The following is a 26,022-nucleotide window of genomic DNA, read 5'->3' on the forward strand; positions in this document are numbered from 1 at the left end:
GTTTCTGTGCTGGAGTTTCCGTGCCGCTTAGGCGAGGGAAGCTGCGTCCGCCAGGAGGCGCTCTTCTTCAGCGGTCTGCGGGTTCCGGCCGAGGGCCAGGCCCACAACCGTGACTGCGGAGGCCACCAGCAGGTAGGCCGCGATCAGGTACCAGTCACCGGACGCCGCGTAGAGGGCGGTGAAGATCAGCGGTGCCACGGCGCCGCCGATGACGCCGGCCAGAGTGTAGGCCAACGAGCTGCCGGCATAGCGCAGGCGGGCCGGGAACTGCTCGGTGATGTACGCGGCCTGGGGTCCGTACATGAAGGCGTGGAACGCCAGGCCGATCACCACGCCGACGGTCAGCATGAGCACGGACTTACCGTCGATCATGAGGAAGAAGAGCGGAATGTACAGTGCCGTTCCAACGGCGGCGATGCCGTAGACCATCCGGCGGTTGAACCGGTCGGTGAGGGCGCCGGCCAGCGGGATGAGGAACAGCTGGAAGGCCGAGCCGATCAGGATGGCCGTGAGGACATTGCCCGTGGTCATGCCGAGTTCCTTGGTGGCGTAGACGGCCACGAAAACCGTGAAGAGTGCGTAGAGGACGTCGGGGCAGACGCGGGAGAGGGCAGCGGCCACGAGGGCCCGGGGTTCCTTGCGGAACACCTCAGTGATGGGGGCCTTGGGCTGTTCACCGTGGGCCGCAATGGCCTTGAACACGGGGGTTTCCTCAAGCTTGAGGCGGATAATCAGGCCAAAGACCACCAGCAGTGCGGAGGCAAGGAAGGCCACGCGCCAGCCCCAGGAGAGGAAGGCTTCCGTGCTGAGCGTTGCGGCAAGGAGCGCCAGGACGCCGTTGGCCATCAGGTTGCCGGCGGGCGGGCCGATCTGGGCTGCGGAAGACCAGAAGCCGCGCTTGTTGGCGTCACCGAATTCGCTGGAGAGCAGGACGGCACCGCCCCATTCGCCGCCGACGCCGATGCCCTGGGCCAGGCGCAGGAGCACCAGGATGGTTGGGGCTGCCACGCCGATCACGGAGTAATCGGGAAGCAGGCCGATAAGCACGGTGGCGACGCCGATGAGCATGAGGGTGACCACAAGGACTTGCTTGCGGCCGATCTTGTCCCCCAGGCGGCCGAAGATCACGCCGCCGATAGGCCGTGCCAGGTAGCCCACCGCAAAGGCGGAGAAGGAGAGCAGGAGGCCCACGAACTCGTCATTGCCCGGGAAGAAGATCTTGGGGAAGACCAGGGCGGAGGCCACCGAGTAGATGGCGAAGTCGTAGTACTCCAGCGAGGTGCCGGTCAGGCTGGCGACGTAGGCCTTCAGCGCGCCGGGCGGGATCTTTCGGCCGGTGCGGGCGGCCGTGTGATGTGTGGTCATGATTTTCCTTCAGGTGTGCGGCGGGAGCTGCCTGCATGCTGGTTGGGGGTGCTGCCGGGGGTCTGGCAGGGTGAGGCGGACGCCGTTAGGGCGAAAGCGGTTTAGGCGAAAGCCTTGATGGTGATGCCGGCGTCGGAAAGCGCAGCTTTCACTGCAATAGCCATGGCTACTGCCCCGGGGGAATCGCCATGGACGCAAATGCTGTCTGCATTGATTTTCAGGATGGAGCCGTCCACGGTGCGGATGGCGGAGTCGGCGGCCATGCGCAGGACGTGTTCGGCCACCTGGGCCGGGTCATGCAGGACGGCTCCGGGGAGCGAGCGGGAGACGAGCGTGCCGTCGGGATTGTAGGCGCGGTCGGCGAAGGCTTCGGAAACAGCACGGAGTCCGGCGGCCTCTGCAAGCCGCAGCACCTCCGAGCCGGGAAGGCCGAGGATCGGAAGTCCGGGATCGATGGACCGGACGGCGTCGACGACGGCGCGCGCCTGGGCGGTGTGGGAGACGATCGCGTTGTACAGGCCGCCGTGCGGCTTGACGTAGCGGACGCGTCCGCCTTCGGTGGCGGCCAGCGCCTGGAGTGCGCCGATCTGGTAGACGATATCGTCAGCCAGTTCACTGGGATCAATGTCCACGAAGCGGCGGCCGAATCCGGACAGGTCACGGTAGCCCACGTGGGCGCCGATCATGACGCCGGCCTGCACGGCTTCGCGGCAGGTGCGGCGGATGACCGTGGGATCGCCGGCGTGGAAACCGCACGCCACGTTGGCGCTGGACACGGACTGAAACATCGCAGTGTCGTCACCCAGCGTCCAGCGGCCGAAGGACTCGCCTACGTCACTGTTCAGGTCCATATAAACCATTGTGATCCTCGTCTCATTGATTTGCTCTTACTAGGATGCACCAAATTTATCGATTGTTCAACAATCCTTCGATTCAACGATGTGACGATCGTGTAAATTCTGGAGTATGGCCACTTCAGAAGCAGCAACCCGGGGCGTATCCGGCACAGGCGCAACCTCCGCAGCATCGGCAACCGCGGCCCGGCTGCGCGTCGCCGTGCCCTCGGTGGCGGACAGGGTGGCGGATGAACTGCGCCTGCAGTTGGCGGAAGGCGTCCTGCTCCCGGGGGCGCGGCTGACCGAGTCCACGATTGCCGAGGACCTCGGCGTCTCCCGCAACACGGTGCGCGAAGCTTTCGCCGAGCTTGCAAGCGAACGGCTGGTGGTCCGGCACCCCAACCGGGGCGTCTTTGTAGCCAGCCTGGAAGCAGGCGATATCCACGACGTCTATACCGTCCGCCGCACCATCGAAGTCAGCGCGATCCGCGGCGGGGGCAGCCCGGAAGCGGTGGCCGCCGTCCGGGCGGCGGTGGAGGAAGGCAAGCTCGCGGCCGCCGCGAACGACGACGAGGGACTGGGCACCGCAAACCAGCACTTTCACGGCGCGATCGTGGCCCTGGCCGGAAGCCGCAGGCTGAACACGATCATGTCCCAGGTCCTGGCGGAGATGCGGCTGTTCTTCCACAAGGCCACGATGGACGCGAACTTCTACAGCGGCTACCTCAAGGACAACGAGGAGATCTGCGAGGCGCTGGAGGCCGGCGAGCTCGAGAAAGCCGCCGACCTGCTGCTGGCATACCTGGACCGCTCCGAGGAGAAGCAGGCCGAAGTCCACGGGGAGTAGGGCCGGGGCAGCTCAATCCGGCTCAAGCGCGGTACCCTGAAACGCAGACTAGTTCAGGGGGATGAATGAAAGTCAGAGGCCATCAAGGCAAGCTCAAAGCCGGCGGCAGTGTCATCTTCAGCCGAAACGCAGCACCGGCCGGGCCAGGATTCGGTGCCTAGCATGCGATCCTTCCTCGTATGCGCCGCCTGCGGATCAGCCGTGGTGCTGGTCCGGCACCCTCAGCAGGGCCCAAGAGGCTCACAGGACGAAACCCCGTCGCACTGCAGCAACCGGAACTGTGCCAACAGCAGCAAGCATACAAAGCTGGCCAGCGACTGGTACCGCCGCACTGCACTGGAGAGGCGCCAACCAGGCTGACGCCGGCGCTGGCTCTGCCCTCCCGACTGCTCAACGACAGGAGTCCTAGTGAGCCTTCCGGACCAGGCAACGAACCAGGCAGTCCCTGACCAGCCGAGCCGGAGCCCCGGAAGGGATGCGGCCCGGGGGTTGCTGATCGGAATCCTGGCAGGATTGCTCGGCCTTGGCCCGTGGCTCGTAAGCGGCGCGAGGCTGCCTTTGCAGAACCTCTGGGGCTCAGAGGTGCCCCCGGATCAGATGCCGGTCTCGTTGCTGCCGTTAAGTCAGTACGAACTCACCACCATCGTTTCCCTCCTCACCGTGGGCGGTGCCGCGGCAGGACTCGCGCTGCGCCTTTGGTCCCCCGCCCGACGGCGGCTGGCGGCGTGGTGCGCCGCGGCAGGACTGCTGGCAGTCCAGTTCACGGCGACCGTTCAGTCGTTCACGGTGCTCGACGGCGGCCTGGCGGGCGGGACCATGGCCGGCCTCTACTTCGCCGGGTTGCTGGCAGGTGCGATCGCCTCCCTCGCCGCGGCCGCCGTCGCGCTTTCCTTGTTATTCTCCAGGTCGCGGGCGCTGGCCGCATTGGGGGTGGGGCTTGTGGCGGTGCCGTTCCCTTCGTGGGCGGTGGAGTGGATGGTCGGTTTCATGGGGCATACCGGCGTGCCGGTTGCGGTGCCGTCAGCGGCTCGCTGGATTCCCGCGATCGTGGTCGGCTGCGCCCTGGCGTGGTGCGGCCTCCGTTCCGCGGGCCGGGCGGTGGTGTGGCTCGTGAACATTGCCCTGCTATGGCTGGTTCCCGCCGTGTTCATCTCGGTTAATTACGCGCTGGGGACTCGCGTGCTGGCCGGCGACCTGGCGGAGATGCTGTTGAAGAGCCGGCAGATCCTGGCGGCGACCCTGGGACCGGACGGCGGAGCACTTCCAACAGTGCTGCTGGCTCTGGCCGTCGCCCTGGCGGGGCAGGGCGTCGGTGCCGTTGCTGCCCGCCGGCGCGACCGCCAGACCCTGCCTGACGCCGGCCGCTGACTAGTCGAATCAGTCCGTTTCCGGCCCGGTGCAGAAGAAACAGCTGTTCGTGTCGCATTCCTCGGCCGCCGCAGAAGCCACGGCCGATGCTGCCGGGGCGTCACCCGCCGCCTGCGCGTAAATCGTTCCGGACATGGCTTACTCGCCGTACATCAGGCTGGCAAGGAATGCGTCCAGCTGGCGGCCCATGGCTGATTCGTTCCCCGTCGCCGTCGGCTGTGCTTGCTCAAGGTACAGGCCCTCCCACGGCGAGCACTTCAGCTCTCCGCCCTCAAAAGGGACAGGAGCTTCGGCGGTCGGGGCCGGCGACGGCGCCTGCTTGGACGGTGCATGGGCGTGCAGTGCGGAGCTGCTGTGGCCGAAAGCGGTGAAAATGGCGCGGTGGCCGATTGAGATGGACATGATCGCTTTCCTTCCTGCTGGTGGCCCGGAACCACGGTGTCCCGGAGCCAGATCATATTTGGTGGCTAAACTTGAACGCAACGTTCGAATAATGAACGTAAAAATAGTGTGGCACACCTCACCGGGGGACGCAATGGGTTTCCCTAGCGGGACTTTTCGGCCGGCGTCACCACAACCACCCGGGGCCGGTCGGCCCTGCAGATTATGACCCGGCCCCGCCCTCCATCCTGGATGACCCACAGGACGGTGCGATCCAGCGCAAGCATGTCAATGAGGCCGGCCGCAGTGCTGCCGTCCCCGCGGAAGACCCGCACCGTGCCCCCGCGGGACAACTTTGACCAGTCCGGGACGGCGGCCGCAGGCTGCGGGGAGCGCGTGCGGCGCGTCGAAATTCTGGGGTTGGCGTACATCCTGGCAGTCCGTTCGACTCGGGTGGCAAATGAATTGCGGCGCCTCCTTGCCAAAGAACGTGAGGAGGGCCACAATGGAAAGTGTTCACCCAGTGAACGCCACGTTCAAAATATAACGTTCAAACTATTAACCGGTGAGTCCGTCCTCGGACCTCCATCAATGGAGATGATGGCCATGAAAAGACGTGAGAAGCCCGCCAACACACGCCTCCGACACCTGCCGCCCCTGCCGTGCGTGCCAGCGACCGCCCGGCCGCTTGCACTCTACGTCCTGCCGCCGCACTACGAGCAGGCGCTCTTCCCGGATTTTGCAGGATGACCATGCCTCACTGGAACCACAAGCAGAAGCAGAAGCGCCGCAGGGAACCCGCCGAGCTGCTCAAGGCCCGCGATGCGCGCAGGACCGCTGCACTCACGCAGTGCGTCAGGGAGTTGAGCAGCAGCGGGGTGCCACAGGAAGTAACGCACACCTTGGTGGCCGAGCGCATGGGAGTGCCTGTTCAGTACGTGCGCTGGAAATATCCCTCCGTGGAGCACCTCCTCGCGATGGCTGAAGCCTAAACGGGTTCGATGCCGAGGAGCGCCTTCGCGATGTCCCTGCTTGCCGCGCGCAGCTGGTCGATGGTGTCCGGCAGGCCTTCCGATTTCAGCCGCTGCTCGGGCCCGTTGACGGAGACGATGCCAACCAGCGCACCTGCCACATCCCGCACCGGTAGTGCCACTACAAAGAGGCCTTCTTCGAGTTCGTTGTCCATCACCGAATAGCCTTGGTCCCGGATCTTGTGCAGTTCCTGGATGAGCGCCTCGCGCTTGGTGATGGTGGCCGGCGTGAACCTTTCCAGCTTCTTTGGCAATGCCTGAGCCACGTCGTCGTCGCTCATTTCCGCAAGCATGAGCTTTCCGGTGGCGCTGGCGTGCACGGGATAGGTTTCGCCAACGTACATCGTGACATTCAGGTACCTGGAACCCGAAGCTTCCGCGATCACGTCGTAGTTCAAGGCGTCCCGCACCATGGCCAGGCTCACGGTCTCGTTGAGCCTGGCAGCGTATTCCTCCAGAATGGGCTGGACCCTGGCCACTGCACCGGTGTACGGGTCAGCGAGCCGGCCCAGCCGGGCCATTTCCCAGCCAAGTGTGTACCGGTTGTCTACCCGGTCCACGAATCCCGTTTGTTCCAGGCTCAACAGCAGTCGGAAGGCCGTCGGACGCGTCATGCCGACAGCCTGGGCAAGCTCGGTGACAGTGATGCCGCCCCTGTGCCGGCCCAGCTCACTGAGCAGGACCGTGGCCTTGATGACGGATTTGTTGGTGAGGTCTACAGCCTCGGCCGGCGCCGTTTCCTCACCGTCTGTTGCCGCCTCTACGTCCACGCCTGTTTCCGCTGCCACTTCAAACCCCGGTTCCATTCACGTCTGCCCGGGGCACGGTGCCCCGATTGGATGTCTTCCCATCCTATGCCTCGCCAAGGAGCGAACGGGGCGTTCAAGAGTGGTTCAACGCCGCAGCGCTCCCTCCCGCCTGCTACGGCACCAGGATGACTTTGCCCGTCGTTGCCCGCGACTCCAGCGCAGCGTGGGCCTCTCCTGCCTGCTCCAGGTGGAAACGCGCACCAATGTCGACCTTGACGCTGCCCCGGACCACCAGGTCAAACAACTCCCGGGCGCGCCAGCGGCGCTCCTCGGCGTCGAGCAGGAAGTCGTCGATCTTGGGCCGGGTGACCGTCAAGGATCCGTGGGCATTGAGCCGCTGCAGGTCGAGCGGCGGCACCTGGCCGGACGCCCCGCCGAAGAGCACCAGCGTGCCGCGGATGCGCAGGGAGGCCACGGATCCGTCAAAGGTGTCCTTGCCTACGCCGTCATAGACGACGTCGACGCCCCTTCCGCCAGTCAGTTCGCGCACCCGCTCGGGAACCTCCGGGTACGTGAGGACGTGGTCGGCTCCGGCTTTCCGGGCCAGTTCCGCTTTTTCGGACGTTGAGGTGGTGGTAATGACGGTGGCGCCGCGGTGCTTGAGCATTTGGGTCAGCAGCAGCCCGACTCCCCCGGCTCCGGCGTAGGTCAGGACGGTGTCGCCGGGCTGGACGTTGTAGCTGGAATTGACCAGGTAATGTGCAGTGATTCCCTGGGCGGGCAACGCTGCGGCCACTTCATCCGAAATGCCGTCCGGGACCGGAAGCGCCTTGTCGGCGTCAACCACCATGTACTCGGCGTAGCTGCCGGCGCCCTCCGTGGTGGTGATACGACCGCCCGCCACAAAGTCCGTGACGCCGTCGCCGATTTCCTCGATGATTCCGGCGGCCTCGACGCCGGGAACGAAGGGATAGTCGACGGCGTAGATGCCCGCGCGCTGGTAGGTCTCGATGAAGTTCACCCCGACGGCGGCGACGCGCATGAGCAGCTGGCCCGGCCCGGGCTCGGGCTTGGTGACGGTGACCCGCTCGAAGACGTCCGGGCCGCCCGCCCTCGGAATGTGCATGGCATAGGGCATTGAATTTCCTCCGAAAGACCGCAGGGTTAGTGCACGGCTACGCAGGCGGTCAGGCCAGTGGATGCCGCAACGGCGGCTCGTGCCGCGACGGCCAACAGGCCGGTGTCCGATGCCACTGGCATGAAGCGAAAGCCGCGGGCGGTCATCTTTTCGGACAGGACCGGTTCGCCGGTGTAGATGCCGGGGATCACGCCGGCTGCCGTGCAGCGGCGGGCGATGTCCGCGAGGATCCCGTCCGGGCCTTCGCCGGCGAGTTCCTCCAGCGTCACCCCTAGGCTGAGGGATAGGTCGTAGGGGCCGACGAAAATGGCGTCCGGCCCGGTGGCAAGGATGGCGTCAAGGCTGGCCAGGCCTGCGGCCGTTTCGATCATGAGGATGCACAGTGCGTCGTCCTGCAGGTTCCCGGGGACCGGCTTGGGGTACCGGGGGCTGCGGCGGGTTGGCCCGTAGCTGCGCCTGCCGCGGGGAGCAAAGCGGGTGGCCGCAACCAGGGTGGCTGCGGTCGCAGCGTCCTCCACGGTGGGAAAGATGATTCCGCCCGCACCCGCGTCGAGCACCCTGGCGAGGGTGCCCGCTTCGTGGCCGGGAACGCGGACGATCGAAGGGACACCGAATAAGTGGGCGGCTTCGATCAGGGGCTGCAGCTCTGACATTTCGGGTGCGCCGTGCTGTCCGTCGATGCAGATCCAGTCGAATCCTTCGGCCGCTAGGGTGTCCACCACCGCCGGATCCCGGAAGCTCACCCACGCACCGGGGTGGATGCCGCCGTCGTCAAGGGTCAGGCGGGGAGTGGGGAGTCCGGTGGAGTGGGCGCTTTCACCGTGGATCTTCATGATGTTCCTTCCGGAGGCGTGTCGATGATTCTTGGCGTTACAGTCGATGATTCTTGGCGTTACAGTCGATGATTCTTGGCGTTACAAAGGGACGCCTGGCCGGAGTCAGCCCGGCCAGGCGTCCCGCCGTATGAAAGTGGAATTATCGCTGGAGCACTGCTTTGCCCAGCGGCGCGGACGTGTCGCTCAGGCTCAGGCCCTTGGTCTCAGGTGCCAGGTACTGGGAGATCACGGCACCGAGCACACAGATGCCGGCGGCGATCAGCATGGTGGTCCCGACTCCGAGGCCGTTCACAGACATGGGCAGGATGAAGGTTCCCGCAGCCGCACCAATCCGCGAGAACGCGGTGGCGAAGCCGACCCCGGCGCCGCGGATTTCGGTGGGGAACACCTCGCCGGGATAGACGCCGGTCAGGGCGGTGGAGACGGCATTGAAGAAGGAGAACACCATGAAGCTGATCAGGATGACCATCGGAGACAGGTGCGAGAACAAGCCGATGACCACAAGCGCGACGGCGGCGATCCACATGGGCGGGATGGACAGCTTGCGTCGGCCCACGCGTTCGATCAGGTACATGGACGCCAGTGAGCCTGCGACCACCACGCCGTTGAGCAACAGTGCTCCGGCCAGGCCGTCTTCGACGCCGAGGCTTTCCAGGACGATGGGTGCGAAGGTGGCGATGGCGAAGTACGGGGTGACGTTGCAGACCCAGTACATGCAGACAAAGATCGTGGAATTGCGGTACTGCGGCGAGAACAGCTTGGCGAAGTTGGGCTTCTCAGATTTCTCGTGCTCCAGGTCCTTGATGTCGGCGTCCTCCATGCACTGGTGGGCGATGGCAAATGCCTCCTCACGCCGTCCCTTACTGATGAGCCAGCGCGGCGATTCGGGCGACCCCAGCCGGAGCAGGAACACGATCAGCGACGGAACGGTGCTCATGCCCAGGATGATCCGCCAGTCCGCGTCGATCGAGGTGGACATGTAGTAACCGACGGCGTAGGACAGCAGGTAGCCGACGTACCAGGCGACCTCCTGGAAGGCCATCAGCTTGCCCCGCAGCCTGGCGGGTGAGAACTCCACCAGCAACGGCCAGCCGATGGCGTAGTCGGCACCAATCGCCATGCCCATGACCAATCGGATGATGAACAGCTGCCACGCGTCCGCCACGAAGAACTGTGCGGCCGAGCCAAGAAGGAAGATGGCGAGGTCCACGATGAACATCGGCTTGCGGCCGATCTTGTCCGCCAGGTAGCCGCCGATCGGGCCGCCGAAGAAGATGCCAATGAGTGCCGAGGCGCCAATCAGGCCCTGCCAGGTAGCGGACAGGCCCAGGTCTGCCGTCAGGGCCGGCATGACCAGTCCGATGCCGCCCAGGATGAAGCCGTCGATGAACATGCCGCCGGCGATCACGCCGCTGAGCTTCATGAGGAACTTCTTCTTTTGCGGATCCTGGGGAGCCGATGACTGCACGAGCGGCCTCGCGGCAGGTGTAACAGGTGTATTCACGATGGACTTCCTTGTAGATCGTGCCAATTCGAACGGATAAGAGCGCCGGCGATATCAGCGCGGCGGTGTGGAGGGCGTTGGGAGCCATGTCCTGGTTCGTTCACTTTTCGAACGCCATGGTCAAAAATATGGCATGCGCCACATTCCATGTCAATAGGCGATCCGCAACGTGAAGAACGAAAAATGAACCCTTGACAGTGAGCTGAGTTACATTCTAAATTGAACGCAGTGTTCATTTAATGAACGTCAAACTGAAATTTGTCGCCGTATTCGGCACGAGTCCAAGGAAGTACCGCTGCCATGAAAAACGAACCTCTCAGCCTTTTCGCCTTTGACGTCTTCGCCCCCTCACACCTGACCTCCGGGTCCTGGCGGAACGACGGGGACCAGGGCTACCGATACACCGACCTGCAGTACTGGACCGGCATCGCACAGAAGCTGGAAAAGGCCGGGTTCGACGGGATCTTCTTCGCCGACAACGTGGGCTACCACGACGTCTACCGCGGAAACGGCGATGCCGCCCTTCGCGATGCCGCGCAGTTCCCGATCAACGACCCGACCGTACTGATCAGCGGCATGGCCGCCGTCACCAGGCACCTGACCTTCGGGGTGACGGTGTCGGCGACGTATGAGCCGCCCTACCTGCTGGCCCGTAAGTTCAGCTCACTGGACCACCTCACAGCAGGCCGCGTGGGCTGGAACATCGTGACGTCCTACTCGGAGGCCGCTGCCCGCAACCTTGGCAAGCAGCAACAGCTCACCCCGGCCGAACGTTACGACCTGGCCGACGAGTACATGGACGTCGTGTACAAGCTCTGGGAGGGTTCCTTCGAGGAGGACGCCGTGGTCCGCGACGCCGAATCCGCCACCTATGTCGACCCGGCGAAGGTGCACCCGATCAACCACTCCGGCCAGCACTTCACGGTGCCCGGTTTCCACCTCTGCGAGCCTTCCCCGCAGCGCACCCCGGTCCTGTTCCAGGCCGGCGCTTCCTCAAGGGGCATGGAGTTCGGCGGCAAGCACGCCGAAGTGGTCTTCCTCCAGGGCACGTCGGTGGAAGGCACCAGGCGGTCAGTCGACAAGCTCCGCCAGGCCGTGGCGGACGCCGGCCGTGATCCCCGGGACGTCAAGATCGTCGTCCTGCTCACCGTCGTCGTCGCGCCCACCGACGAGGAAGCCCAGGCGAAGTACCGCAGCGCCGTTGAAACCGCCCCGGTCGAAGGCATCCTGGCCCGCTTCAGCGGCTGGACCGGCATAGACATGTCCGAATACGAACTGGACACTCCCCTGCGGTCCGTAGGCACCAAGGCAGGGCAGTCCATGGTGGACATGTTCTCCAAAGCGGACCCGGACCGGGACTGGACGCCGCGCCAGATCGCAGAATTCCTCGCCGTCGGCGGCACCGGATCCACCATTATCGGTTCCCCGGAAACCGTGGCCGCCGAACTGCGCCGCTGGCGCGACGAGGCAGACATCGACGGCATCAACCTCAGCTACACCACCAAGCCGGGCAGCTGGGAAGACTTCATCGAGCTGGCACTCCCGGAACTCCGCGCCCAGGGGATCATCGCCCCGGAACGCAGCGGAGACCAGGAACCCGTCACCCTGCGCGAAAAGCTCTTCGGCCAGAAATACACCCTGGCCGGCCACCCGGCCACGGCACAGCGCGCCGCTCACCTCAGCGACGCTGCCCGCTAAACGCGGCCGCCATCAACGGAATTATCACCAAAGGATCCTTCAATGACTGAACAAACTGACGTCGTCGTCATCGGTGCCGGGCTGGCCGGCCTCATCACTGCCCGCGAACTCGGCAACCGCGGCCACAAGGTGGTCGTCCTGGAAGCCCGCGAGCGACTGGGCGGCCGGTTGTGGACAGAGAACCGCCTGGGCCGGAAGCTGGAGCTCGGCGGAAACTGGCTGCACTGGACCCAGCCGCACGTCTGGGCCGAGGTCACCCGCTACGGGCTGGAGGTCTCACGCGGGCCGCGCTCGGAAGAAACCTACTGGCTGGCCGGCAATGAAGTGCGCCGCGGCAACCTGGACGACTTCATGAAGCTGATCGATCCGGGCATGACCCGGCTGCTGGAAGACACCATGAAGTGGCTGCCGCGCCCTGACGCACCGCTGACGGTAGAGAACCTGGCCGAGGCCGACCAGTACAACCTGCAGGAAATGCTGGACAAGCTGGACCTCTCCGAGGACGAACGGAACGCGAACGAGGCCGCCTGGGTGGGCCACTTCAACGCACCCCTGGACCAGTGCGCCTACGTCAACGCCCTGCGTTGGACCGCCGGGTCCTCCGGACACTGGCACCTGATGCACGAAGCCTCCGCGATCTACCGCCTGACGAACGGGAACGACACCCTGGTGACCGCCATCGCCGAGGACACCAACGCGGACATCCGCCTCAACACCCCGGTCACCGCGGTCCGCCACCACGCCGACGGTGCCACCGTCAGCTACGGCGACGGCCGGGAAATCCTGGCCAGGAAAGTGGTCATCACCCTGCCGCAGAACATCCTGCACAAGCTCGACGTCGAGCCCGCACTCTCGGACGGCAAGCTCGCTGCCAGCCGGGAAAAGACCGCGTCACAGGGCGTCAAGGCCTGGATCCGGGTCAAGGGCCCCATCAAGCCGTTCTTCGCATACTCCGCCCAGGACAAGCCCCTCTCGGTGATCCGCACCGAGTTCGTCGGCGAAGACGACGCGGTACTGGTGGGCTTCGGCGCCGACGCAAACCGCATCGACGTCACCGATCCCCGGCAGATCCAGGACGCCATCAAGGTCTGGCGCGATGACCTGGAAGTCCTCGAGGTCACCGGTCACAAATGGGGTGAAGACCCCTACGCGGAGGAAACCTGGCAGATCCAGCGCCCCGGCCAGCTCACCAAGTACCACCAAGCGCAGCAGGCCAGTGAAGGAGCCCTCCACTTCGCCAGCAGCGACACCGCGAACATCTGGGCGGGCTTCTTCGACGGCGCCATTGAAAGCGGCCTCCGGGCAGGCCGCAACATCCACGCAGAGCTGAAGGCCGCCGCACCGGAAGGACAGTCATGACCGCCACCGCCATGGCCCCCAGGACCATCGACTCCGACCGCTACCGCGCCGTCATGCGGCACCTGCCAACAGGTGTAGCGGCCGTCTGCTCCACCGATTCGGTGACCGGCATCCAGAACGGCATGATCGTGGGCACGTTCGCCTCCCTGTCCATGGAGCCGGCGCTGGTGACGTTCAGCGTCATGCACAGCTCCACCAGCTGGCCGAAGATCTCCGAGGCCGCAACCTTCAGCATCAGCCTGCTCGCCGAGGACCAGCAGCAGGTGTGCCGCGCACTGTCCGCCAAAGGCGAGGACAAACTCAGCTCTGTTGGCTGGTCCGAGTCCGGCTGGGGCACCCCGCACCTGCACGGCTCCCTGGCCTGGTTCGACTGCCGGGTTGAACAGCAGTTCACCGCCGGAGACCACGTCGTCGTCATCGCCAGCGTGCTGGACATGACTCCCGCTGAGCGGGCTTCCACCCCGCTCATCTTCCACGGCGGCCGCTTCGGCAGCTTCCGCGAAGCCGCCTGATACGCCTTGATGTAAGGAAACCCAGACATGGATATCACCCCAGCCAGCACCACTGCTCTGGCAGACAAAACAGCAGACATCACACCCGCCTACTACCGCCAGGTCCTGGGCAAACTCCCCACGGGAGTCACTGCCATCACCGGCATCAATGACGACGACGAGAAGCTCGGCCTGGTGGTCGGCACCTTCCAGTCACTCTCGCTGGATCCGCCGCTGGTCATGTTCTGCGTGGACAAGTCCTCCTCCAGCTGGCCCAAGCTGCGCAAGCTGCAGAAGTTCACCGCCAACATCCTGTCCGATGACCAGATCAACATCTGCCGGTCGCTGTCCCGCAAGGGACCGCAGAAGTTCGAGGGCCTGCCCTGCACCGCGGGCCCCCTCGGCACCCCGCACCTGGACGGCGCCACCGCCTACATCGACTGCCTGGTGACGGCCGAGGTTGTCGTGGGAGACCACTACATGGTGGTGGGTGCCGTGACCGGCATGAAGGAAGGGAACGGCGATGCGCTGCTCTTCCGGGCCGGCAAGTTCGGCCAGTACCTTCCCATCGAGATTCCCGCACCCGCCGAACAGGCAGCACCGACATCCGTACCCGCATCAGCACCGGCAAGGAGCGCATCATGAGCCGCCAGCAGACCATCCTCAGGGCTTGGAACAGCGCATGGGGCGACGGCGACCTGACCGCCTTCGAGCAGATGCTCGCACCGGATTATGTCCGCAGGTCCAAGTCCGGCAGTGAAGACTACGCCACCCTGCGGAAGACCATTGAGGCCACCCACGCAGCCTTCCCCGACACCACCACGGAGATCCTGCACATCCTCGAGGACGGTGCCACCGCTGCCATTCACTGGCAGACCAAGGGAACGCATCAAGGCGAGTTCATGGACGTACCCGCCACCGGACGCACCATCACCGTCTCCGGCGCGTCCTTCCTCCGTTTCGACGGCGACAAGCTGGCCGAGGAATGGGTGGTCTGGGACCCCCGCGAACTCCTCTCCGCACTCGGGATCTGGCACCTGGGCCCCGGCAACGCCTGACCAGGACCTCTCCCACCAACTTCTTACCGCCCAGGAGGGCGCCATCATGACACTTAACGGACATTCCCTCATCGCAGGGCACCCCGCCGCGGGAACCAGCGGAACCGCCCATGGAATCAACCCGGCAACCAGCGAGCAGCTGGAACCGGCGTACACCCTGATCAGCGACGACCAGCTGCGGACGGCCACCGAAGCCGCCGCGGACGCCTTTGACTCGTTCAGCACCCTCGAACCCGGACAGCACGCCCGGTTCCTGGACGCCATTGCCGAAAACATCGAAGCGATCGGCGAGGAGCTCATCGAGCGGGCATCCGCCGAAACCGGCCTCGGCGTGGACCGCCTCCGCGGCGAACGCGCCCGCACTGCCGGCCAGCTGCGGCTGTTCGCAGAGGTGGTGCGCGGGGGCGATTTCCGCGGCGTCCGCATCGATCCCGCTTTGCCGGACCGGGCACCGCTCCCCCGGGCCGACATCCGGCAGCGCCAGATTCCCCTAGGTCCGGTGGCTGTTTTCGGCGCCAGCAATTTCCCGCTGGCCTTCTCCGTGGCCGGGGGCGACACCGCGTCAGCGTTTGCGGCAGGCTGCCCCGTGGTGGTCAAGGCCCACAACGCCCACCCCGGCACTGCCGAACTCGTGGGCCAGGCCATCGTCAACGCCGTCCGCGATTTGGGCCTGCATCCGGGCGTGTTTTCCCTGGTCTACGGTTCCGGTGCCAGCATCGGCCAGGCATTGGTGGCAGACCCGAACATCAAGGCCGTGGGGTTCACCGGATCCCGCGCCGGCGGCACCGCACTGATGCGCACCGCCGCGGCCCGGCCCGAGCCCATCCCGGTCTATGCCGAAATGTCCTCGATCAACCCGGTCTACGTCTTTCCCGGAGCCCTGTCCGGCACCAAGGACGTCGAGGCGCTGGCCAGGCAGTACGTCGCCTCGGTGACGGGCAGTTCCGGGCAGCTCTGCACCTCCCCGGGACTGGTCTTCGTCCCCTCAGGTGAGGCGGGCGACCGGTTCGCTGTGGCCGTCGCCGGCGAAATCACCCCGTTGTCCGGGCAGACCATGCTCAGCGGCGGGATCGCCTCGGCCTGGCACCACGGCCACGACGCACTCGAGGCCGCTGCCGACGTCGAACTCCTCGGCCGGGGTCATCAGGGCCCCGGCGAGAACGCACCCGCACCGGCGGTCTTCAGTTCCGAACTGGACGTCTTCACCGGCAACCCGGTGCTCCACGAGGAAATCTTCGGCGCGGCCAGCCTGGTGGTCCGCTACAAGGGCGTCGATGACCTGGTTGAAGCAACCGGCAAGCTCGACGGCCAACTTACAGCCTCGCTGCACGTCACCGAGGAAGACTACGCCGCGGCCGCACCGCTCATCCCGGCATTGGAACGCAAGGTGGGCCGCATCATCATCAACGGATGGCCCACCGGCGTCGAAGTGGGCCACGCCATGGTCCACGGCGGCCCGTACCCCGCCACCTCCGATTCAAGAACGACGTCGGTGGGAACCCTGGCCATTGAACGGTTCCTCCGCCCCGTGGCCTATCAGGGGTTCCCTGAGCAACTGCGGCCCGCGCCGCTGCAGGACGCCAACCCGTGGAACGTCAACCGCCTCATCGACGGCAAGCCGGAACAGCACTAGGCCCGGCGCCAAAACCCCGCAACTTCCGGCCCCGGGCATGCCTCTCTTGCACGAGTCGCCCGGGGCCGGATCCCCAACCATTGAAATTTGAGGAAACCATGTCCACCATCACGCTTGAAGACGTCGCCGGCACGCTCCGCACCGCCCGGCTGCAGGGACAGCCCGTACCTGCGCCCACGGAAACCTGGCCCGCGCTGGACGCCGACGGCGCATTCCAGGTCCAGAAAATCAACGTTGACCACGCCGTCACCGGAGGGGACCGGCTCGTCGGCTACAAGCTCGGCAACATCGCCAAGGTCATGCAGGACGCCTTCGGCCTGGACCAGCCGGACTACGGCCACCTGCTGGCAGGCATCTTCGAATTCGAGGGCGCCACCCTCCAGCGGGACAACTTCATCGCACCCTACGTGGAACTCGAACCCGCCTTCGTGCTCCGCTCACGCCTGGGCGGCCGGAACACCACGATCGCGGACGTCATCAACGCCGTCGACTACGCGCTGCCCGCCATCGAGATCATCGACTCGCGCGTGAAGGACTGGGCCATCGGGCTGCCGGACACCCTGGCGGACAACGGCTCCACCGGCGCCGTCATCCTGGGCGGCACACCCCGCAAGGTCACCGACCTGAACCTGCGGGACACCCGCGGAGTCCTGACCTTCAACCACCGCGAAGTCATCGCAGGGACCACCGGCAACATCCTGGGAAACCCCCTCGCCGCCGTCGCCTGGCTGGTCAACCGCCTTGCCGACTACGACGTCGAGTTTGAAGCGGGCCAGGTCATCCTTCCCGGCAGCTGCCTCCAGGCCGTACCGATGAACGAGGCCGGCCGCTGGTCCGGAACGTTCGAGGGCTGGGGCACGGTCGAGTTCGACGTTTCGGCCTGATCATGCGCCTGGCCAACATTTCCGGACGCCTCCACCTCGTCACCCCCGATGACCACGTCATCGATGTTTCGATGGAAACCGGCGGACATTTCAGCCCGCGGATCCAGGACTGCTACGAGCGCTGGCCGGAGCTTCGCAGCGTCGCCTTCACGCTGGAGCAATGGAGCGGAACCCCGCTGGCCGACGTGCCGCCGTCGTCCTTTGGAAATCCCGCGCCGCAGCCCCGGCAGGTGTTTGCCATCGGGCTGAACTACGCGGCGCACGCCGCCGAGGCCGCGCTGGAGGTACCCGATGACCTCACGGTGTTCACGAAGTTCGTGACGTCCCTGACTGGTCCGCACGGGACCATCGTCCTCCCGCAGGGCACGGTGGACTGGGAGGTCGAACTCGTCGTCGTCATCGGCCGGGGCGGGACCCGCATCCCCGTTGAGGAGGCGTGGAAGCATGTGGCGGGCCTGTCCGTGGGACAGGACCTCTCGGAGCGCACGCTGCAGCAGACAGGGCCGGCGCCGCAGTACAGCCTGGCCAAGTCGTTTCCCGGGTTTGGACCCATCGGGCCGCTGCTGGTGACTCCTGATGAGTTTGATGACCCGGACCGCATCGAACTGGGCTGTTCGATCAACGGCGACGAAGTCCAGAAGGGGAACACCGCTGACATGGTGTTCCCGGTGCCGGAGATCATCGCCCGGCTTTCCCAGGTGACGCCGCTGCTGCCCGGAGACGTGATCTTTACCGGCACGCCTCCCGGGGTGGGCGTTGGCCGGGTGCCGCAGCGCTTCCTCAAACTGGGGGACGAACTGGTCACCTATGTGCGCGGCGTCGGCGAGATGCGGCACACCATGCAGTAGCGGCAATAGGAGTCAGCGGGCCGCCGGACCGATAAGGTCCGGCGCCGGACCTTATCGGACCGGCGGCCCGCTTCCGTCAGCCTCGTGCAGACCGCCGCAGCCGCTCCACGTCGGCGTACGCAGCCTGCGTGCCCTTGCGTGTGGCGGCAAGCGCCGCCGCCGCTGAGGCGAAGGCTGCGGCTTCGGCCAGCGGCTCACCGGCCGCGAGCCGCGCAGCCATGGCGCCGGTGAACGCGTCGCCGGCTCCCGTGGTGTCCACGGCATGGACCGTGACCGGCGCGATCCGGGTGACGCGGTCCGCTCCGGCGGCCAGCGAGTCAAGAACCACCGAGCCGCTGGAGCCGAGGGTGACCACCACCCGCTGCAGCCCGCGTTCGGCGAACCTTTTCCGGATCTGGTCCCAGCCGGCGTCGTCCGCGTCCGCCACAGGAACATCCTGCCCGAGAACCAGCGACGCCTCGTGCGCATTGACCAGCAGCACATCGCACACATCCGCCAAGGCCTGCGGGATCTCGCCGTAAGGCGAAAGGTTCAGCAAAACTGTCGCGCCGGCGTCGTGCCCTGTTCGGGCAGCGGCTTCAACGGTATCCAGGCTGACCTCAAGGCAGAGGCAGACCACGGAGGCGCCGTCGAACGCGTCCGCGGACGCCGCGACGTCGGCGGGTGCAAGGGTACCGTTGGCCCCGGCGGAGATGATGATGTTGTTCTCACCGTGTGCATCCACCGCGATGACGGCGACTCCGGTGGCAGCGGACTCTGAGATGCGTACGTGCGAGATGTCCACACCGGCGCCGGCGGTGGAGGCCAGGAGCATTTCGCCGTTGGAGTCGTCCCCCACGGCGCCGATGAGGCTGACTGCCCCGCCCAGCAGGCTGGCCGCCACAGCCTGGTTGGCGCTCTTGCCCCCGGGGTTGACGGCGAACCCGGTGCCGTGGACCGTCTCGCCCGGACGCGGGAGCCGTTCGCAGTAGATGGTCAGGTCGGCATTGAGGGAGCCGACGACGACGATCCGGCCGTGCGCTTCCGTGCCCATTCCAGCCACTCCCCTACGATTCGTTCTGATCCACGCGTTCGCGCTGCCGCCGGTAGGCCCGGACCGACAGCCATGCAATTGTGGCAGCCAGTGCGGCATAGACGGCGTAATTGAGGTATTTGGAGTAGTCCTCTATGAGCCGGTATTGGGCTCCGAGCAGCACGCCAAGGCTGATCAGCAGCGCGTTCCAGAGACCGCTCCCTGCAATGGTGAAAATGCTGAAAGTGGCCAGGTTCATTTTCTTGGCACCGGCAGGCAACGAAATCAGGCTGCGCACCCCCGGCAGGAACCGGCCGAAGAACACCGCCGACTTTCCGTGGCGCTGGAACCAGTCCGCGGCCTTTTCGAAGTCCTCGCGGTCCATCAGCGGAAGCCGGGACAGGCCCGTGATTGCCCGTTCCAAACCCAGTTTGGCACCCAGCCAGTACAGCAGTAAGGCACCGGCGTACGCGCCGAGCGTGCTGGTGATGAAGACGAGCGCCAGGACCATGCTCCCCTGCTTGGTGAGGAAGCCCGCCAGCGGCAGGATGACCTCGCTGGGAATAGGCGGGATGATGGTTTCAGCAAAGGTGAAGAGCCCGACGCCCCATTCCCCCAGCGAATCGATGCCCCGCGCGGCGAAGCCGGCTATTCCGGTGAGCTCATCCACAGCGTTTGCGGGCATCATGGCTGGACCTGGGCGCCGGGACGGAACCTCATAAAACCGAAGGCTGAGGAAATCAGGAGCAGCCCGCCGCCGATGGCAATCAGGTATCCGGCCACGGGAACAGTCCCCGCCTCAACCCCGCCGGAATCGGACGGTGCCGCCGTTAACGTTCGGGCTGAGCGGGACGGCGACGGCGGTGCCGATCCTGCCTGCGAGGCGGCCATGCCCGCGCGGGACGGCGATCCGGAAGACACTGCGGGGGCTGGCTCTGGTTCCTGGCCGGCGATGGTTTCCTGTAACGGCATATCTTCCTCGCCCGAACCCGTGACGACGGGTTGCGCTTCGCCGGGACCGGTGCCGTCCTGAGCGGTCCCGGAGGCGGGTCCGGCCGGGGCAGTCGGCGAAGAAGCGGGCGTCCGGGAGGGCGGCCCGCCGGAAACGCAGGAGTCGGCGTCGGCAGCAGGACCCTTCTTGTCCGCGCAGGGTGCGGCACTAGCGGACACAGCGAAAGCCAGGAGGCAGGCAGCCACGACGGACAGCACCGCGAGGATGCATGGAATCAGTCGACCGTTACGCATGTCAGCCAACGCTACCCGCTCCGGCGGAATCCGGCCTGCCAACCGATGCCTAGCGCCGGGCCGAGAACCTCGCCGGGGCGCTGCCGCCGTCGGCCAGGTCTGCAAGCACCCGGCCAATCGCCGGTGTGAACTTGAACCCGTGTCCGGAGAAACCGGCCCCCACCACCACCGGCCCGAAACGGTCCAGCACGAAGTCCTCATTCGCGGTGCTGGTGTACGTGCAGCTGATCGGAACCGCCGAACCCGCATCCACGCCCGGCAGCCAGTCCCCGACGTAACGGACCAGCGCCTCCAGCTGCGCAGGTTCGGGGGTGAAGGTCCGCGCGTCCGGATCCGTCACGGGCCCCACGCCGTGCCAGCCTGCCTTGATGCCCTCGCCCGGAGTGAGCATTCCGTAGACCGGGCTGTACCAGTACGCGTCGCGGGGATCGTCCGGGTCGGGGTTGTGGTTGAAACTGGGCCACTCCAGCGAGTCATCCAGCGGCGTGAAATGCGCCGGCTGCTCCTGCGTGACCACGAGCCTCGGGAGCCGGACCAGGCTCCCCGCAAGCTTGGTGGTCCACGCGCCGGCCGTGACCACAACGCGTCGCGCGGTGATCTCGCCGGAGTCAATAACGACGACGGCGCGGTCGTCACCGGCGACGCGGATGTCGCGGACCGGCGTCGAGTACTCAAAGCGGGCGCCATGCGCCTCTGCGGCCTGGCGCAGCGCCAGCAGCGCCTCCCCGGCGCGGACCCGGCCGGAGCCCGGAACCACCAGCACGTCGCTCCGGAAGTTCATGCCCCGCCAGCGGTCCGCCGCTTCCGAGGCGGAGATGAAGTGGCTTTCTATGCCCCTCTGGGCATGCGACGACCGGACCTCCTGCAGCCGGCGGACGTTGCCGTGGTTCACCAGGCCCACAAGGTCCAGGAGCTGCCTGCCCGTTTCAGCGGCAAGCTCGTCCCAAAGATCCTTGGCCTCGGTGACCAGATCCAGGTAGTCAGCCTCCGCGTAGGCCATGTTGAAATTCCGGGTTGCGCCATGGGAGGCGCCGATGTGGTGCCCCTGCTCGAACTGTTCCAGGAGCCTGACCGAATGCCCGCGGCGGGCAAGCTGCCACGCTGCAGCGGATCCCATTGCCCCTCCGCCAACTACAACGACGTCAACGTCCACCAAAGCTCCACCCAACTCAATCCCGCAGCCTCTTCGTGAGGCCTGTTACGGGTTCCTATTCTGCCAATTGGACCAGTGGCTCGCACGCGGGGCTGACGGCGACCAGCTCAGTCCTTGAAGGTCACATCCTTGGTGTCCTCCACGGCAGCCGTCCGCCCGGGCGCCGTGTGGTATTTCCAGTACAGGTTGGTGTGCGCGATGACCTTGTCCGGCGGCGGCGCGCCCCATTCGCTCTGGTCCTCCGTGGTGTGTGCATCACCGACGAGCGTCACGTCATAGCCGCGGACAAAGGCGCCGTGGATCGTGGACCGGATGCATTCATCCGTCTGCGCGCCTGCGACCACGAGTCTCCCCACTCCGGCTTTGGCCAGCACCTCTTCCAGGTTGGTGTCCTCGAACGAGTCCGCAAACGACTTGTGCACCAGCGCTTCAGGGTCCTGGCGCTTCAATTCCGGGACATACTCCCAGGCTTCACTGCCCTTTTCCAGCTGCTCATCCGAGTGCTGGACCCAGACGATCGGCACTCCTTCACTGCGCGCCTTGTCCACGAGCGTGCCGATGTTGGCCACCACCTCGTCGCGCTGGTGCACATCGGCCACCACGCTGTTCTGGACGTCGATCACCATCAAGGCTGTATTGGGTCGATCTGACAATGTGGTCATAACGAACTCCTTGGTGTGCGCTGAGGCAACGGAAGGACCACGGGAGGGCAATCCGTTGCATGCATTTTACGTGGGCTTAACTTGATCGGTCTTGTGAGCCTACAAGGAGCCACGACAGACTTGAAGCACTTGATGAACCGATCAATTCTGATCGTTCGACCAGACCAGCGGAACATGTTCGCAGAGATGCGTTCGGCCCGTTTCACGGCGAAGCCGCCAACGGACGGGCTCCGCAGACCGGAAGGATTAGTTATGGCCGGCAAGTTCGAAGTTTTCCTTGATGCAGAGGCGCAGTACCGGTTCCGGCTGACAACGCCGGACGGAACCGAACTGGCCGTTTCCGGTGCTTACCCCGACAAGTCCTCGGCTGTCGCGGCCATCGAGGCGGTCCGCGAGTGCGCGGGAATGGGACTGATCAGCGACCTCTGCCCGGCGGGCAGTTCGGTGCCGGCACCGGCTTCCGTGATGCAGGGTGCCGCATTGCCGGTACCGGCACCTTCAGCGTGCGAACCCCGACGGGTGCCGGTTGACGGCTTCCGCAAGCACGCCGCGGTGCGCCGCGCCACTGCCACGCCGCATTTGACCGGGGTGGCCTAGGCCCGGCGCGCCCCGGGCGAAGGGCGGTGCAGCGCGAATCCTGCCGCAGCCCAGGCCAGCAGCAGGATTCCGCCGATCGTCAGCAAGTAGCCGGCCGCTGCCAGGGTTGACCGGGGCGGCGTTTGCGGCCGTGCAGGTGCACCCGCCGGAACCCCGGCGGACGCCTCGGCCGATGGCGCGGAACCCGCAGGGGCGGGCGCTCCAGCGGATTCCGACGAGGGCGTGAGGGTTGCATCGACGGCTGCTGCCGCATCGTCGGCAGTTCGGTTCCCGGTCCAGGCGGCCGGGCGGTCGACGTCGGGGTGCTTGCGGCCGGCTGACCCGGAACGGTGCCGCCCTGCGAGGGGTCCGACGTCACCGAGGGCGAGGGGGCTGGCGTCGTTGGAACCGCCGTCGTCGGCGTTGCTGGTGCGGGAAGCAGCGGACTCAACGGGACGCAGACGCCGCCGCGTGTCACCGGGACCTGACCTGCGGGGCACGGCTCCGCTGCCGCCGGTGCAGCCAACGCCACCATGCTGAGGACGATGGCGGACCATAGCGACGCAATGCCCATAACCCTGTGTTCGATGCTCACGGCGTACAACGCTACCCAACGGTTCGCCAAAACCGTCGGATCCTCCGCCGGGCATGAGTGGGACACCGCCGCCGGAAACGTGGTAGGCAAGAGAAGGGAGCATCTGCGACCTGCCATGCGCGGAGGGATTAACGTTGCCAGAGAATTCGAATACCGGAGCGAAGGATGCAAGGGGCCGGCTCGCGTCGCGGCTCCTCCGTGGCGGCACCGAACCCGACCCCCGGTTCACCCTGGCAAACGAGCGCACCTTCCTGGCGTGGATCAGGACATCCCTGGCGCTGCTCGCCGGCGGCGTGGCCGTCGAAGCCTTTATGGCCGGTCTCCTGGGTCCCGAGCTGCGCAAGACCATCGCCGTCCTGCTGCTGGTGCTGGCACTGGTGATCGGCGGCGGCTCGTTCTTCCGGTGGCTCAACGTGGAACGCGCCATGCGTTCCAACACGCCGTTGCCGCTCCCCCTGATCGCCCCCGTGCTGGCCATCGGCGGGGCCTTGGTGGCTGCCATCATGGTGGTGTTCGTGATCGCCCGGCCGGCCTGACCGTGACTGCCCCGCATGATCCCGCCCCGGGAGATCCAGCCCGGCACGGCGATTCCGGCCTCCAGCCCGAACGCACGGATCTGGCGTGGGGCCGCACCACCATGGCAATGGTGGTGGCCGCAGCAGTCTTCCTGCGCTGGCTGCCCCACCACGGCTGGTTCGTCGGAACGCTCGTCGGCGGCGCCATCGCTGCGGCCCTGGCCATCAATCTCACCCAGAAGCACCGCTTCCACCGTGCCGTCCGGGGCATCAACCGGGAAACCATGCCACCGCATATAGGTTCGACGGCGGCGGTGGCCGCGAGCGTCGTCGTCCTCGCCCTGTTGGGGATCTACACCGTCCTGTTCCTGCCGCTGCAGCCATGACCCGCGGCAGCCATGACGGAAGGTTTTGGGGACCTCCCGGCGAGGGGAACGCCAGCGCTCAGAAGAGGGTCTGCTGGCCCCCTGCTGATGCGTCGGCGTCCTGCGGCGCCCACTCCGCCAGGGCAAGACGGGCAAGGTCCTTGAACTCCGGGAGCAGGTCGGCAATGCAGGTCTGCCCCTCCAGTACCGGGATCACCACCTGGTTTGCACTGCCGTCGGTGCTCAAATCTGCCACTGGCTGAGTTTATGGCAGGCCACCGACACTGTGCGGCAGACACTCCATGGTGCCAAAGGCTGCTCTTCTCAGGCGTGACTCCTGACGGCAACCGCGGGCTGCCCCGGAGTGGTTACCGGGGCAGCAATAGGCTGCTTCGCGATGGGCTCACTGACCTTGGCCGGCCGGCGGACCCGATGCCACGCCCAGGGCAGCAGGTAGCTCCGGGCCCATTGGAGGTCGTCGGCGCGGGCCTGGCGCCAGTTGCCATGCGGCAGTTCGCGGGACTCCAGCGGCTGCAGCAGGTGCTGCACACCCAGCGCATCCAGCACCCTCATCGCCACGGCGTGGTGGCCCAGCGGTGACAGATGCAGCCTGTCCCGGTCCCACATCAGCGGGTCCCTGAGCTCCCGCAGGCCCCACAGATCAGCGATCACGGCATCATGCTTTGCGGCGATCGCGCGGATGTTTTCGTTGAAGACGGCAACCTTTGCCCGGTTGCGGCCCAGCACGGGGGTGGACCCCCAGTCGGGGCCGGTGAACACCACCAGCTTGGCACCGGAAGTGCTCAGCAGCTCCACGCCGGCGTCGAGCCGTTCCGCCAACTTGTCCGGGTCGCTCCCGTGGAAGACCATGTCGTTGCCTCCCGCGGAAAGCGTGACCAGGTCCGGCTGCAGTGCCAGCGCAGGACCGGCCTGCCGTGCCAGGATCTGATCCAAAAGCTGGCCCCGCACAGCGAGGTTCGCGTAGGCGAAGTCCGGGTGGCCGTTACTGAGTTCCTCGGCCACACGGTCGGCCCAGCCCCGCACTCCGCCGGGGCGCCGGGGGTCGGGGTCCCCCGCTCCTTCGGTAAACGAATCCCCGAGCGCCACGTACCGGCGCCACGGGTGCTCGCTGACACCCGCCGCGTTATCCCTGCTGATGACAACGCCGAAGGGCCGGCGTCCTGACAGATCCTTGTCATTCGTGGTCACCACGCACCTCCTTGTGGGAAGCCCTGCGCCCTTTCTGTGAATAACCATTGAAGCGCCCCACATGTTCCAAAAACTGCCCGGAATGCCACATTTGTGAATGGAATGCGCACCACGTTGCCGGCGTTAAAACCAGTGTCCGTTGCTTTGGGTTGCGCCGGACTGACAGGAAGGTCATGAGCAGGAAAATCGAAACAGTCGAAGACGACGCCGGCAAGGTCATGAGCTATCACCGGCACCCTAACGGCGGCGGCCTGATCGGGCGTGGCGCCGAGGTGGACGAGTCGTCCTTCATCAGTTCCACGGCCTATGTGGAGGCCGGCGCCGAGGTGGGGCAAGGTTGCCGGATCGGCGGCGGCAGCTGGATCGACCGGCGGGCGCGAATCGGCCAGCGGGTAGTGATCGGTGATGCCGTGTACGTGGGGCCGGGCGCTGTGATCGGCAACCGGGTCCGCGTGGGCAGCCACTCCCGGATTGGAGCGGGCGCCGTGATTGGCCACGGAGTCCGCCTGCATGGCGACAGCAACGTCGCACAAGGCAGCCGCGTCGGGGCCAGGGCCAGGGCGTCCGCGGGCTCTTCACGGCGGTCCACGCCGAGCGACGGGCGGAACGCACGCAGGGCGGCCTGACGTCCGGGAGGCTGGGGCCGTGGAGGCTGGGGCTGGGG

Annotated in this window: 30 protein-coding genes; 15 read left to right on the top strand and 15 right to left on the bottom strand. The window is 66.1% G+C overall.

Going from position 1 to position 26,022, the window contains the following annotated elements:
- Positions 1 to 27: 27 nt before the first annotated feature.
- Positions 28 to 1,365 (bottom strand): MFS transporter, encoded by a 1,338-nt coding sequence (locus tag AC07YR_RS12045; RefSeq protein WP_494734062.1) that lies wholly within the window; start codon positions 1,363 to 1,365, stop codon positions 28 to 30.
- Positions 1,366 to 1,466: 101 nt separating this feature from the next.
- Complete coding sequence (locus AC07YR_RS12050) at positions 1,467 to 2,225, bottom strand: LamB/YcsF family protein (RefSeq protein WP_082506811.1); 759 nt, start codon at positions 2,223 to 2,225, stop codon at positions 1,467 to 1,469.
- Between the two features lie 106 nt (positions 2,226 to 2,331).
- On the opposite strand from AC07YR_RS12050, the gene AC07YR_RS12055 reads away from it, so the two are divergent.
- Together AC07YR_RS12055 and AC07YR_RS12060 are read left to right on the top strand one after the other, a co-directional pair.
- Positions 2,332 to 3,048, top strand: a complete 717-nt coding sequence (locus AC07YR_RS12055) for a GntR family transcriptional regulator (protein ID WP_494734063.1) — start codon at positions 2,332 to 2,334, stop codon at positions 3,046 to 3,048.
- Between the two features lie 408 nt (positions 3,049 to 3,456).
- Positions 3,457 to 4,416, top strand: coding sequence for a hypothetical protein (locus AC07YR_RS12060; protein ID WP_494734064.1), 960 nt, complete (start codon positions 3,457 to 3,459; stop codon positions 4,414 to 4,416).
- A gap of 138 nt (positions 4,417 to 4,554) precedes the next feature.
- On the opposite strand, the gene AC07YR_RS12065 is transcribed toward AC07YR_RS12060, so the two are convergent.
- Positions 4,555 to 4,818, bottom strand: coding sequence for a hypothetical protein (locus tag AC07YR_RS12065; RefSeq protein ID WP_436056267.1), 264 nt, complete (start codon positions 4,816 to 4,818; stop codon positions 4,555 to 4,557).
- A gap of 731 nt (positions 4,819 to 5,549) precedes the next feature.
- On the opposite strand from AC07YR_RS12065, the gene AC07YR_RS12070 reads away from it, so the two are divergent.
- Positions 5,550 to 5,789: a hypothetical protein gene (locus AC07YR_RS12070; RefSeq protein WP_436056266.1), complete on the top strand. Its 240-nt coding sequence runs from the start codon at positions 5,550 to 5,552 to the stop codon at positions 5,787 to 5,789.
- Here the strand turns inward: AC07YR_RS12070 and AC07YR_RS12075 are convergent.
- The 4 genes from AC07YR_RS12075 to AC07YR_RS12090 form a co-directional block, all read right to left on the bottom strand.
- Positions 5,786 to 6,616: an IclR family transcriptional regulator gene (locus tag AC07YR_RS12075; protein ID WP_436056265.1), complete on the bottom strand. Its 831-nt coding sequence runs from the start codon at positions 6,614 to 6,616 to the stop codon at positions 5,786 to 5,788. The genes AC07YR_RS12070 and AC07YR_RS12075 overlap by 4 nt on opposite strands.
- A gap of 133 nt (positions 6,617 to 6,749) precedes the next feature.
- On the bottom strand, positions 6,750 to 7,715 hold the full coding sequence (locus AC07YR_RS12080; protein WP_494734065.1) for a quinone oxidoreductase family protein: 966 nt from the start codon (positions 7,713 to 7,715) through the stop codon (positions 6,750 to 6,752).
- Positions 7,716 to 7,741: 26 nt separating this feature from the next.
- Complete coding sequence (locus tag AC07YR_RS12085) at positions 7,742 to 8,548, bottom strand: HpcH/HpaI aldolase family protein (RefSeq protein ID WP_494734066.1); 807 nt, start codon at positions 8,546 to 8,548, stop codon at positions 7,742 to 7,744.
- A gap of 142 nt (positions 8,549 to 8,690) precedes the next feature.
- A complete protein-coding gene (locus AC07YR_RS12090) occupies positions 8,691 to 10,055 on the bottom strand; it encodes an MFS transporter (RefSeq protein WP_347893927.1) in 1,365 nt (454 codons plus the stop codon).
- A 300-nt stretch (positions 10,056 to 10,355) separates the two neighbouring features.
- Between AC07YR_RS12090 and AC07YR_RS12095 the strand changes: the two genes are divergently transcribed.
- The 8 genes from AC07YR_RS12095 to AC07YR_RS12130 all read left to right on the top strand — a co-directional run bounded on the left by AC07YR_RS12095 (position 10,356) and on the right by AC07YR_RS12130 (position 18,026).
- Entirely contained in the window at positions 10,356 to 11,753 is a 1,398-nt protein-coding gene (locus AC07YR_RS12095; protein WP_436056262.1) for an LLM class flavin-dependent oxidoreductase, read from the top strand.
- Between the two features lie 42 nt (positions 11,754 to 11,795).
- The gene (locus AC07YR_RS12100; protein ID WP_436056261.1) at positions 11,796 to 13,112 is read left to right on the top strand and encodes a flavin monoamine oxidase family protein; all 1,317 of its coding nucleotides are present in this window, start codon (positions 11,796 to 11,798) and stop codon (positions 13,110 to 13,112) included.
- A complete protein-coding gene (locus AC07YR_RS12105) occupies positions 13,109 to 13,624 on the top strand; it encodes a flavin reductase family protein (protein ID WP_494734067.1) in 516 nt (171 codons plus the stop codon). The genes AC07YR_RS12100 and AC07YR_RS12105 overlap by 4 nt, the downstream gene beginning before the upstream one ends.
- Positions 13,625 to 13,651: 27 nt before the next feature.
- On the top strand, positions 13,652 to 14,248 hold the full coding sequence (locus AC07YR_RS12110; protein ID WP_494734068.1) for a flavin reductase family protein: 597 nt from the start codon (positions 13,652 to 13,654) through the stop codon (positions 14,246 to 14,248).
- The gene (locus AC07YR_RS12115) at positions 14,245 to 14,661 is read left to right on the top strand and encodes an ester cyclase (protein WP_436056258.1); all 417 of its coding nucleotides are present in this window, start codon (positions 14,245 to 14,247) and stop codon (positions 14,659 to 14,661) included. The genes AC07YR_RS12110 and AC07YR_RS12115 overlap by 4 nt, the downstream gene beginning before the upstream one ends.
- Before the next feature lie 46 nt (positions 14,662 to 14,707).
- Positions 14,708 to 16,294, top strand: coding sequence for an aldehyde dehydrogenase (NADP(+)) (locus AC07YR_RS12120; RefSeq protein WP_494734069.1), 1,587 nt, complete (start codon positions 14,708 to 14,710; stop codon positions 16,292 to 16,294).
- A gap of 98 nt (positions 16,295 to 16,392) precedes the next feature.
- Complete coding sequence (locus tag AC07YR_RS12125) at positions 16,393 to 17,178, top strand: 2-keto-4-pentenoate hydratase (RefSeq protein WP_436056256.1); 786 nt, start codon at positions 16,393 to 16,395, stop codon at positions 17,176 to 17,178.
- Between the two features lie 2 nt (positions 17,179 to 17,180).
- A complete protein-coding gene (locus tag AC07YR_RS12130; RefSeq protein ID WP_494734070.1) occupies positions 17,181 to 18,026 on the top strand; it encodes a fumarylacetoacetate hydrolase family protein in 846 nt (281 codons plus the stop codon).
- Between the two features lie 76 nt (positions 18,027 to 18,102).
- Here the strand turns inward: AC07YR_RS12130 and AC07YR_RS12135 are convergent, their stop codons facing one another.
- The 5 genes from AC07YR_RS12135 to AC07YR_RS12155 all read right to left on the bottom strand — a co-directional run bounded on the left by AC07YR_RS12135 (position 18,103) and on the right by AC07YR_RS12155 (position 22,098).
- Complete coding sequence (locus tag AC07YR_RS12135) at positions 18,103 to 19,059, bottom strand: ribokinase (protein WP_494734071.1); 957 nt, start codon at positions 19,057 to 19,059, stop codon at positions 18,103 to 18,105.
- A gap of 13 nt (positions 19,060 to 19,072) precedes the next feature.
- Positions 19,073 to 19,726 carry a DedA family protein gene (locus tag AC07YR_RS12140; RefSeq protein WP_055802113.1) on the bottom strand — a complete coding sequence of 218 codons (654 nt, stop codon included), beginning with the start codon at positions 19,724 to 19,726 and terminating at the stop codon, positions 19,073 to 19,075.
- Positions 19,723 to 20,283: a hypothetical protein gene (locus AC07YR_RS12145; RefSeq protein WP_494734072.1), complete on the bottom strand. Its 561-nt coding sequence runs from the start codon at positions 20,281 to 20,283 to the stop codon at positions 19,723 to 19,725. Before AC07YR_RS12145 ends, AC07YR_RS12140 begins: the two co-directional genes overlap by 4 nt.
- A 49-nt stretch (positions 20,284 to 20,332) precedes the next feature.
- Complete coding sequence (locus tag AC07YR_RS12150) at positions 20,333 to 21,436, bottom strand: FAD-dependent oxidoreductase (RefSeq protein ID WP_494734073.1); 1,104 nt, start codon at positions 21,434 to 21,436, stop codon at positions 20,333 to 20,335.
- Positions 21,437 to 21,543: 107 nt separating this feature from the next.
- Entirely contained in the window at positions 21,544 to 22,098 is a 555-nt protein-coding gene (locus tag AC07YR_RS12155) for a cysteine hydrolase family protein (RefSeq protein ID WP_494734074.1), read from the bottom strand.
- Between the two features lie 252 nt (positions 22,099 to 22,350).
- Here AC07YR_RS12155 and AC07YR_RS12160 point away from each other — a divergent pair, with 252 nt between their 5' ends.
- Positions 22,351 to 22,695, top strand: a complete 345-nt coding sequence (locus tag AC07YR_RS12160; protein WP_436056250.1) for a YegP family protein — start codon at positions 22,351 to 22,353, stop codon at positions 22,693 to 22,695.
- Here AC07YR_RS12160 and AC07YR_RS12165 read toward each other — a convergent pair.
- Positions 22,692 to 23,174 (bottom strand): hypothetical protein, encoded by a 483-nt coding sequence (locus AC07YR_RS12165; protein WP_494734075.1) that lies wholly within the window; start codon positions 23,172 to 23,174, stop codon positions 22,692 to 22,694. The genes AC07YR_RS12160 and AC07YR_RS12165 overlap by 4 nt on opposite strands.
- A 229-nt stretch (positions 23,175 to 23,403) precedes the next feature.
- Between AC07YR_RS12165 and AC07YR_RS12170 the strand changes: the two genes are divergently transcribed.
- Together AC07YR_RS12170 and AC07YR_RS12175 are read left to right on the top strand one after the other, a co-directional pair.
- Positions 23,404 to 23,805: a YidH family protein gene (locus AC07YR_RS12170; protein WP_055802121.1), complete on the top strand. Its 402-nt coding sequence runs from the start codon at positions 23,404 to 23,406 to the stop codon at positions 23,803 to 23,805.
- A gap of 2 nt (positions 23,806 to 23,807) precedes the next feature.
- The gene (locus tag AC07YR_RS12175) at positions 23,808 to 24,170 is read left to right on the top strand and encodes a DUF202 domain-containing protein (protein ID WP_055802124.1); all 363 of its coding nucleotides are present in this window, start codon (positions 23,808 to 23,810) and stop codon (positions 24,168 to 24,170) included.
- Between the two features lie 58 nt (positions 24,171 to 24,228).
- On the opposite strand, the gene AC07YR_RS12180 is transcribed toward AC07YR_RS12175, so the two are convergent.
- Complete coding sequence (locus AC07YR_RS12180) at positions 24,229 to 24,405, bottom strand: hypothetical protein (RefSeq protein WP_156372376.1); 177 nt, start codon at positions 24,403 to 24,405, stop codon at positions 24,229 to 24,231.
- A 68-nt stretch (positions 24,406 to 24,473) separates the two neighbouring features.
- Positions 24,474 to 25,307 (bottom strand): SGNH/GDSL hydrolase family protein, encoded by an 834-nt coding sequence (locus tag AC07YR_RS12185; protein ID WP_494734082.1) that lies wholly within the window; start codon positions 25,305 to 25,307, stop codon positions 24,474 to 24,476.
- 224 nt (positions 25,308 to 25,531) lie between these two features.
- On the opposite strand from AC07YR_RS12185, the gene AC07YR_RS12190 reads away from it, so the two are divergent.
- Positions 25,532 to 25,984 carry a transferase gene (locus AC07YR_RS12190; RefSeq protein WP_494734076.1) on the top strand — a complete coding sequence of 151 codons (453 nt, stop codon included), beginning with the start codon at positions 25,532 to 25,534 and terminating at the stop codon, positions 25,982 to 25,984.
- Positions 25,985 to 26,022: the final 38 nt, after the last annotated feature.

Source organism: Arthrobacter sp. GW460-12-1-14-TSB2 (assembly GCF_059423525.1).